We start from the raw sequence: 9,610 nt of genomic DNA, 5'->3' as shown, positions 1-9,610 counted from the left end.
CCACGTGCAGCGGGACTGGCGTGCCGTCACGCAAGAACCCACCGACCCCACCGGGACCGTGCTCGAGCTGATCCTTTGAGGTGATGACGACCAGCTCATAGCCGGAGCTGAGCGTGCGGGGGCTGTGCTGTAGATACGCCCGGGCGATATTGACGATCGCGTCGGCCTGCTGTTGCTGCAGCTGCTCGCCGTAGGTGGCTGCTAAAGGATCTGCGGGCATGCCGGCGGAGGCTTCCGTGGAGGCCTGTGCTTGGGTCGGATCAGTGGAGGCTTCCGCGGAAGCCTGTGTGTTGGGCGCCTGCCCCGGCTGATCGGCCGGCGACGGCGCCACGGAGGCTTCCGCGGAAGCCTCAGGCTCGCTGGTAGACATGGCTGATTGCATCGCTTCCCAGACCACAGCCGCCTCTTCCGGGGTCAACTGCATCTCGATGCGGACCATGCCCCCAAGGGTCTCGGCTCGCCGGACGAAGCGACGCTGGTCTCGCGGCAGCTCGCCGGGGATCTCTGGGTCGATGCGGCAGCGCTTGTAGGCCCGGGTCAGTAGCTCGATCTGCGAAGCGGTCGCGTGGACCGCAGCGTCAATGAACTCTTGCTCATTCTCGGGCGTGGCGACGCGCGTGATCGCCCGGACCTTTGAATAGCTGAGCTCACCCCGGCTAAACAACGCATCAACCGCTGTCAATGTGCCGAGCGCCCGCGCAACCCGGACCTTTTCGCGTGCCGCCTTGAGCCCAATGCTGATCCGCCAGCTGAGCCAGTGCGCACATGAGAGAAACCCCGTGCCGCCCCAGGCTTCGTGGGCATCGAAGACCCGAAGCCGCGTGATGAGGGCATGCTCGGCGACGTCGATTCGTGCGGCAAATGTAGCGATCTCATCACCGATCGCTTGAAGCTGCTCCTGACTCAACGAATCCTGCAATGTCGCGGCATCGGACATTCATACATTATACATAATCTAATGTTCAGGTCAATCACCCATGAGTGAATGCGAGCCTCACAGATAGTTTCCGAGCGCGTCGCGAGCGAGCTGAAAACTCGCTCCGCGACCGCGTCCGGACCCAAAGCGCGTATGCGCAATTGCACTGGAGAGGCGCCCCCCAGAGCGGGCAGCGCTGTTCTGCGCGAGCGCCTGCTGGGGCGTCCCGGCGAGGCCGCGGCGGAGCAACAGCTCAGGGGCGAACATCAGCGAAAAACCACCTCTTGGACACGCTTTTTTCGAACGCCCCCACCGACCAATAGCAAAACACCCGTCACAACCAGCGGCACGCTGACACCCACGCCGATCGGGATGAGGTCACCTGGTTCGGCGACCCCCGCTTGCGAGGCCCCGACAGTGCCAAGCAAGACCACGCCTCCGATCCCTACGAACACGCCGCCGGCAATTTGCGTGTTCGAGGCCCGTTTGATTTTAGTTTGCTTCCACTCGTCCCCTCGAGCCTTGTGGCGGAGATCAACCCGTTCGATCGATTGTCGGGCTTGCTGTTCGTCCTGCGCGATTTCTGACGCGCGAGCATCGATCTGGGCTGCCCCAGACTCTAGACCCCGAGCCGCGGCCAGGAGCTCCACCCGTCGCTCTTGAACCTCTGGGGTCGCAGGCGGCGGCGGCTCAGGCTTACTTGGGGTCGGTTGTACTCCTACGACAACCCAGGACGTGTTGACCTTGGACTCTTCGAGAATCGTGGCAATGAGTTCCTTGGGGCCCTCATCAGGCTTGCACGAGAACGTTCCTTGCGAGTTCTGGAGGATGATCTTCGTGAACAGTCCGCTGCCTGACTCACACCACATATCGACCTGTTCTTGCGAATGCCGTGCGCGCCCCTCGAAATTGCCACGCATTCGAACATTGAGCGTCGTGCCCTTTGTCTTCGCGGTCAACGACCCCCTGCTGTAGGGGTTGTTTTCATCAAAGACGTCCTCGATCGCTACAGCGAAATCTCGCTGCAGCTCCAAAACGGTCTCATTCATTACCTTGCGCCACCGTTTGACCAATGCCGGACGACATCGCTCCATAGCCTTCAGAGCCTCGTCGCGCTTGGGTTCCGACACATACTCCGCAAGCGCCCCGGCCAACGAAGCACCCGTCTCGGCCGCGACATCGAGGTCAACCTGATCATCGCAGCTGCGTGCAAACGCAAGGGCGGCCTGTATCGTGTTTTCGTAGCTCTCAAAGGCTAGCGATTGCGCTCGATACACCTGCTGTGCAGCCTCTTGCGGTGAATCGAGGGCTGCGAGCTCCGCTTGCAGGCGCGCGAGTTCACTCGATGTCGCCTGCCACTCTTGCTGGAGTTGCTCCCTCGCCGCCGCGGCTTTTCGCTCTTGGCTTCGTGCACGTTGCAGCGCGCGCTCGTCCTCTGGTGATCGTGGTGGGGGAGTCAATGAGCAGCCACTCAGTGCAAGGGACACTCCCACCACGCAACTCAATATTCGTGTAGCGATGTGTATCATCGTTCTCCGTCAGAACGAGCATCCGGCCGTGCAACATGAGACGAACGGTGCAACAGGTTCTTTCTGGGCACGCGCGTAACCTACGACTTTCTGCACTACTTTGGCTAGAACTTTTAGGTTTCTAGACTTGCGTGGCCCATTCTGGGCCGCTTTTTTGATTGGTTACCGTGGGACGAACATCACCGAGGATACGACCCCAGACGAATTGCTCGACGACCGTAGGCCTCTCGCAGTTTCCCCAATCAACTGTGAGCAAAAGCGGCCCATTTTGGACCAGCGGTGAGACGGCGAGCGTCGTAGTCGACTCGACCCACGTGGCGGACTCGAAGAGCGCCGCGCGAGTCGCCTCGATCATGCGCACTCGATCGGGTTGGACCCGACCGCTCGCCCGCAGTCTCTCCGAGGGACGAGGCTCGCAACCATGATCAGACAGGCGTTCCTGCGTCCATGGGACGCGCGGCGCGCGGAAGATTTTTGCTGGAGGCCCGGCGACGTGCTTTGACTGCCCTTTCGAGGCCGTCGAAGGCGTGGCGGCCTGGGGCGCGCTGGCTCTCGACGCGATGCAGTCCAAACAGATGCCGCCGTGGGGCCAGGACAACTCGGACGAGTGTCAGCCGCGCCTGGATTTCTTGGACGATCCGCGACCGACCGCTGCTCGCCGCGGCCACGCTCGAGGGCGACCCCAACGACGCCGCCCCCCTGCCCTCACCGCCCGAGCTCAGCCTTTGCCAACCCCGACCATGTGTCGACGATCCCAGCGGCCGTGGAGACCCAGCCAAGGCCCGATCAACTTTGGTGTCTGGTCATGGATCCTGGCCTCGATGCGCCCCTTGGCGACGAGACCCTCGACGGGATGTGCTTTGGGTGTTCGGTACGGCCGTGCCCTACCAGCCCTGACTCTACGCCCTGACTCTACGCATTGTGGGTTGGGGGGAGACCCCAACCCACAACGCAACCAGCCTCGAGTCAACGGACTACGGATCGCCGTCGCCGTCGCCGTCCCCGTCGCCGTCGCCGTCGCCGTCGCCGTCGCCGTCGCCATCCCCGTCGCCGTCGCCGTCGCCGTCCCCGTCCCCGTCGCCGTCCCCGTCCCCGTCGCCGTCCCCGTCCCCATCTCCGTCGCCCCCACCGCAGTCGTCGAACGCGACCGCGCCGCCCTCACACCACCAGTTGTTGCCGTTCTCGTCGCAGCAACCAATGATCGTGAGCCCTGACGGGCACGCCCCGCCCGGCTCCAAGTCCTCGGGGCACATCAGCGGCTCCGCGGGGTTCTCGATCACCTCGCCGCACGCGTTCCAGCCGTTTCCGGCGTCCCACCCACAATTCGGGTAGGGGCTCGCGGGGTACCCACAGACGTCCGCGATGCACTCCAGGCCGCCAGCGCAGTCCCCGTTGTCACACATGCAGTCGAGCGTACCGGGCATGCAATCCGGCGGACCCTCGAGCTCGCAGGTGCCGTCGACACACATCAACCCTTCGTCGCACAGGCCACCGTTGCACGCGCAGTTGAAGCTGCCGGGGGTGCAGCCAGGGTCGCCGTCGCCGTCGCCGGTCGTGGGATCGCCGTCACCGTCGCCCGTGGAAGGATCGCCGTCGCCGTCGCCGTCGCCGCTGGTGCTGCCCTCGGCAGCGGTGTCGCTGTCGGTACCAGGGTCGGGCTTGCATCCAAGCGGCAACGCAATCAATGCCAGGCCGAGGACGCACTCGACCGAGAGGAACCAAGGTTTATCCATTTGTCGCATCATGGGTAACCGCGACCGTCGCACAGTTTTTCTGCCGCTGCTACGAAGAAACCGCGCCGGCCGGAGCAAACCGACAAGGCTGCGTCACTCCGTGAGTGGCGCGCCAGCGAGGGCCGCAGGACCGGCGGGGTAGCGAACGCCCGTGCGCAGCTCGGACACCTCCCACAGGCGCGCGGCGTCAGCCTCGCTGCGGGCGGCCTTCGTGGCGCCAACCTTCTTCGGGTAGCCCCACATCTGGTAGAGCCCGCGCGGTCCGTAGTAGTCCCCGCTGCGCACCTCGGGGTCGGTCGCGGCCCGCAGGGTTGGCAGCGCCCCCTTGGCCGGCGCCATGCCAAGCAGGGGGTTGAGCAGATCTGCGAGGCCCCAGTGTTGCTGCAGGTTGGTGCGGGTCCAGCCAGGGTGCGCGGCCGCGACCAGCACACCGACCCCGGCGGCCGCGAACCTTCGCTGCGCCTCGAAGGTGAACAGCAAGTTGGCCAGCTTGCTCTGGCCGTAAGCCCCCATGCGATCGTAGCCGCGGACCTCGAAGTCCAGATCCTCGAAGTTCATCCGGCCCGAGCGATGGGCCTGGCTGGACACGTTGACGACCCGCGCGCCCGGGCGGGCCTGCAAGCGCTCGAGCAGCAGGCCCGTCAGCGCGAAGTGACCCAGGTGGTTGACACCAAATTGCAGCTCGAAGCCCTGCTTGGTCTTGCTCGCGGGCGGCATCATCACGCCAGCGTTGTTGACAAGCAGATCCACGTGCTCGACGCGATCGGCTAGCGCCGCCGCGAAGCCTCGCACTTGGTCGAGATCGGCCAGATCCAAGGCCATGACCTGCACCGACGCGCCGGGATGCTCGGACAGGATCCGCGCCTTGGCCTGCGCGGCCTTGGCCTCACTCCGGCACGCGAGCACGACCGCGGCCCCGCGCCCCGCGAGCGCCCGCGCGGCCTCGAAACCGATCCCGCTGTTCGAGCCCGTGACGACCGCCTGCTTGCCAGCCTGGTCGGGGATCTGCGCGTGGGTCCACTTGCTCATGCCCGGCTCAGAGGATCCCGCACTCGTTGAACGAGGCCGACTTTGGGTAGTAGAGCACGAAGTTGATGCACATCTCGTCGGCGGTCTCCGGGCCACCCTCGACGGGGTTGGCGTTGCCGGAGTTGTCGTACACGCAGTGGGTCCGAATCTCGTCGCCCGGCATCAGCACCGTGTTGGCCGGAACGAGCGTGAAGGTCTGATTGTCGAAATAGTAGGGATCTTCGCGACCGAGCTCGTAGGCTGCGCCGCCGCCCGCGGGGATGACCTCGCCCCACAGCACGCTGCCGATGTCGTGGGCGTGCAGCCAGGTTGCGATGACGTTCAGCGGACCGCCAAAATTGGAAGCCGTGAAGTTGCCGGGGCAGCTTGCGACGTGCTCGTGCGCGGCCGCGCCGGCCGGGACGTAGATCCCGCCAATGTCGCCAAACGTGGCGATTCCAGCGTCGTTCGGCCGCAGGTTTTCGGTGTACAGCACATCAAACCCGCCGCTGTCGGTGAACGGCTGGTTGAGCGGGTTGTCGTAGTGCACTTGGAAGCGCACGGTGACGGTGCCGTTTTGCCCGGCGCGAAACCCTGCCTCTGGCGGCAAGTACAGGTTTTCGCCGCCCGGGGCCCACCCCCAGATCATGTCCTCCCACGGATCTTCCACGCACAGATCAGCGGGGTCGTCGGTCGTCGGCGAGTCCAGGATCTGCACGACATAGTGGTGGACGTGATTGTCGGTGACCTTGGGCTCGAAGCCGACAATGTGGACATCGGCCGGCACCTCGATGGTCTGGGCGTAGCACGAATAGTAGGTCGGGAAGAGCGAGGGCGGGCTGAAGGCCGGCATGCGGATCTCCCAGCGCTGCAGCAGCTCATCGCCTGGATCACCGTCACCGTCGCCGTCGCCCGGATCGCCGTCGCCCGTGTCGCCGTCGCCCGTGTCGCCGTCGTTCGTGTCGCCGCTCGCGGAGGTCGTGGTGTTGCCGTCGTCGGTGCCGACCGGGTCGAGGCTACACGCCGCGCCAAGGCCCAGAGGAACGACGAGGCCCAGAGGAACAGCGAGGCTCAGGATGGATCGTGCGATTGTCTTCATGTCAGGCTTTGGGCTTTGGGTGTGGATCGAGGCTTCACCCCGGCGCGCCGCCGGCGATCCACGCTTCGATTGTGGTGATCTGGGTCTCGTCCAAGGCTAGCAAGGGCGGCATTGGATCGGTGTCCGCGGGGCCGCCCACGTCGACATGTGTGCCCCGGAGCTTGTGGACCAGGTAGCTGTTTTGGATGTCGCCAGGCACGACGCGCTTCATGCCGGGCACCTGGACCGCGTCCACGCCAACGAGCTCGCCAAGCCCCACGCCCGCGTTGAGGGTCAGGTAGGGCGCCGACATGTCGTCGCCGTTGGCCGGCGAGAAGTGGCACAGGCACGCGCTCTCCAAGATCGGCTGGATCTCGGCGGCAAACTCGGGGGTCTCGCCCCCGGTCTCGGTGCTGGTGCTGGTGCTGGTGCTGGTGTCGGTGGCCGCGCTGTCACCTGCGTCGTCGATCGGCGACTCACACGCCGTGAGCAGCACGAAGCCCAAACAGAGCTGCCAGCAGGTCCGCACCGTGCGGAGACTACCAGGAGAACGCTGTCGCGATGAGATGCCTGCCCGTGCGCGTGCACATGCGGGAGCGGACCAGGTCGGCCGAGCGTCTGCTCAGGTACCAGCGGGATACCCGCAGGACACCCGCGCGAGCCACCGTACCGCTCTAGAACCCACGCAGGATCTCGCTGAAGCCCAAGACCCGCAGCGCCCACAGGCCGACCACAACATGCGAGATCGACACCCCGAGCAGCGAACGGTGGCGCGCGAACAGCTTGCCCCAGACCAGGCCCGCGGCGAAGGTCATGATCGCCAAGTAGGGCGAGACGTGGGCGTGCAGCGCCGCGAACAGGGCGTTTGAAACCACAATCGCGAGCATCGCCCCACGCGGGTCCGCGCCGAACACTTGTTCGAGTGAGGACTGCAGCGCTCCGCGAACGCACAGCTCTTGCAACACCATGAACACGACATATCCGAGCACGATCACGATCCCAGCAAAGCCAAGATCGAGCGGCGTGATCAGCTCGAAGCCCCGCAGCGCGGGGACGGTTTGAATCAGCGCGAGCTTGAGCCCCGTCACCAGCGCGATCAACAGCCCAGTGGCGACCAAGGTCTCACGGAGCTCGGCGCGCCAATCTTCGGCGATCCGCACCCCAAACGAGCGCAGGGATCCCTCGCGCTTCGCCATCATCCAGATCAGCAGCGCGCCCAAGCCCACGTAGATCCCGTTGCACAGCACGCCACCTAGACCCGCGGTCGCGGCCGAGCGCAGCGCGAACGCCATGCTGACCGCGTAGAGCGACAGGCCCACGATCGCGACGCTCGAGAAGCGATTGAGCGCGACCACGCGCCGACCGCCGTCGGCCTCGGCGCGCAGCCCCTGAACGGTGAGGTTGGTGCGCCGATCGAGGCGGGTGGCGCCCTCGCGGGCGAGGTTGAGCAAGAACCCCGGCAGCCAGCAGTGCGACTGCGGATTCTCGCGGACGTCGCGGGTCTTGAGCATGACCAGCGTCATCGGCGTGCGCGTGCGGATCGTGGCAGTGCGCTTGATCTGCTCGAACAGCGCGGTCTCACCAAAGTGCTCACCCGGGCCAAGCGTTGCGATTGGGAACTCCTGCCCGCCCGCGCTCTCGCGCTTGAGGACCTCGGCCTCGCCCGTGAGGATCATGTAGAAATTTTCTGCGTCCTCGCCCTCGCGCACGATGACCGCGTTGGCAGCCTGAAGCTCCACGATCGTGACTTGCTGCATGAACGCTGCGAGCGCGGGCTCGTCGAGCCCGCGAAGCAGTTCGCTCTTGGCGAGCAGCAAGCGATGTCGCTCATCGATCATTGGGGTCCGCATGCATAGCCGAATAGCCCCAACGCCACCAGCTGATCACACGCACGGGATCCTGCGACGGGACGCGCTCGTGCTGGATGTCCGCGGTTGCCCCAGCGATCGCGGCGAAGCAGCCGCCCGGTGTCTTTGACTCGGGCGACGGCCGCCTCCCCGGTTCAGAGCGACTCTAGAAAAGCCTGCAGCGCAGCGCGTTCGTCCTTGGCCAAGTCTGTACCAAAGCGATGACCCATCACAGGGCCCGCCCCGTGTACCCCTGCCCGATAGCTTGGCGCGAAGCGGGATGGACTCAGCAATTCCTCGAGCGATGCGACCGAACCATCGTGCAGGTACGGCCCAGCCTCGGCGACCCGTATCAGCGGCGCAGGCCGGTACAGACCGGTCCCACGGGCGTGACCGAAGGCGAGGGCGGGATCGGTGCCGATCGTGTCTGCGGGCATCGGCGGCCCCGAGCCGGTCGCGTCGCGATGGCAGCGAGCGCAGTCTCGCTCGAAGATCCGCCGGCCCGCGTCGCTGGCCAAGTCGGGCTCAGCGGCTGGCGGCCGCGCGGGCGGCTCGAGTGAATACACATACATGGCAAGGGCCCACGCGAGCTCGCGCGGCGGTCGGGCGCGCTCGCCGTTGGCGTGGAGCAGCTGCGTCTCTTGGCGGATCGCCAGCGCGGCCGGGTGCTGGTGACGCAGCGTCGCGGCCTGGGTGAGATCACGGAGCTCGCGGATCCCCCACAGATCTGGGATCGCCACGGGATCCGAGTCGTCGTCGTCTGTCACGTCCGCGCGACCCGGCCCCCAGCTGGCCATGCGCGCTGCCAGGTCGGGGTCAATCGGCGTGCCGCTGTCGCGGTAGTAGCTCAGACGCATGCGCCCGTAGTCGAGGCGACGCCGCGCCTGACCGGGGATCATGGAATCGCTCGCCGCCCCAGCCTCGCCCCCAGCCTCGCCCACAGCCTCACCCACATGGCACAGCGCACAGGTGATGCCGACGCGGGTCTGACCGTCGAGATCCGCGAACGCGACGACGCCCGGCCAGCGCCCGTCCGCGTCGGCGCGCAGCCCCACGGCCTCGCCCAGCGCCGGGTTGGCGAGCGCGTGCTCGGCGAAGGGCTCGGCGCGCAGCGGGTACTCGAAGAACACCCGCCGCCCAAGGGCGATCCAGTCCGCGAGCTGGTCTGGACGACGGCCATCCCACAGCGGCGGCGAGGAGGTTGGCGGCGCCAGCTCGCCGGTCTCGCGCAGGGTCGCAACCGAAGCGTTGGTGATCGGCGCGACCGCGGGGACCCACTCCGGCAGCAGGTCCCAGCCGCGATCACCGAGCGCGTAGCCGCCGACGCGCTTGCGCGAGTACTGGTTGTCGCGGTTGCGCAGCGAGGCCAACATCGCGGCGCGGCGAAACTCTGGATCATCGAGGTAGCGGACGGACTCGAGCTCGAGCCAGCGGTCCGACCACGGCGCGGGCGTGGGCGTGGGCGTGGGCGTGGGCGCGGACGCGGACGCCCCGGGCCC

The 9,610-nt window shown here is 66.3% G+C and carries 7 protein-coding genes and 1 pseudogene; all 8 read right to left on the bottom strand.

What is annotated here, in order from left to right; genetic code table 11:
• Positions 1 to 937, bottom strand: a 937-nt coding sequence (locus DB30_RS39220) for a DUF222 domain-containing protein (RefSeq protein WP_146662690.1), incomplete at its 3' end; no start/stop codon positions are given.
• 245 nt (positions 938 to 1,182) lie between these two features.
• Positions 1,183 to 2,403: a hypothetical protein gene (locus tag DB30_RS39215; protein ID WP_146662688.1), complete on the bottom strand. Its 1,221-nt coding sequence runs from the start codon at positions 2,401 to 2,403 to the stop codon at positions 1,183 to 1,185.
• A 1,016-nt stretch (positions 2,404 to 3,419) separates the two neighbouring features.
• Positions 3,420 to 4,178 (bottom strand): hypothetical protein, encoded by a 759-nt coding sequence (locus DB30_RS39210; protein ID WP_052559060.1) that lies wholly within the window; start codon positions 4,176 to 4,178, stop codon positions 3,420 to 3,422.
• A 93-nt stretch (positions 4,179 to 4,271) separates the two neighbouring features.
• Positions 4,272 to 5,207 carry an oxidoreductase gene (locus tag DB30_RS39205; protein WP_052559058.1) on the bottom strand — a complete coding sequence of 312 codons (936 nt, stop codon included), beginning with the start codon at positions 5,205 to 5,207 and terminating at the stop codon, positions 4,272 to 4,274.
• A gap of 7 nt (positions 5,208 to 5,214) precedes the next feature.
• Entirely contained in the window at positions 5,215 to 6,285 is a 1,071-nt protein-coding gene (locus DB30_RS39200) for a monooxygenase (RefSeq protein WP_052559056.1), read from the bottom strand.
• Between the two features lie 34 nt (positions 6,286 to 6,319).
• A complete protein-coding gene (locus DB30_RS39195; RefSeq protein ID WP_052559054.1) occupies positions 6,320 to 6,793 on the bottom strand; it encodes a hypothetical protein in 474 nt (157 codons plus the stop codon).
• Between the two features lie 145 nt (positions 6,794 to 6,938).
• Entirely contained in the window at positions 6,939 to 8,102 is a 1,164-nt protein-coding gene (locus tag DB30_RS39190) for a cyclic nucleotide-binding domain-containing protein (protein ID WP_052559052.1), read from the bottom strand.
• Between the two features lie 164 nt (positions 8,103 to 8,266).
• A pseudogene (locus DB30_RS39185) lies at positions 8,267 to 9,610 on the bottom strand (hypothetical protein); the annotation flags it as partial.

It is taken from the genome of Enhygromyxa salina, from assembly GCF_000737335.2.
GTDB lineage: Bacteria > Myxococcota_A > Polyangia > Nannocystales > Nannocystaceae > Plesiocystis > Plesiocystis salina_C.
The sequence above is the reverse complement of the archived record's forward strand: the minus strand, read 5'-3'. Positions and strand labels throughout refer to the sequence as shown.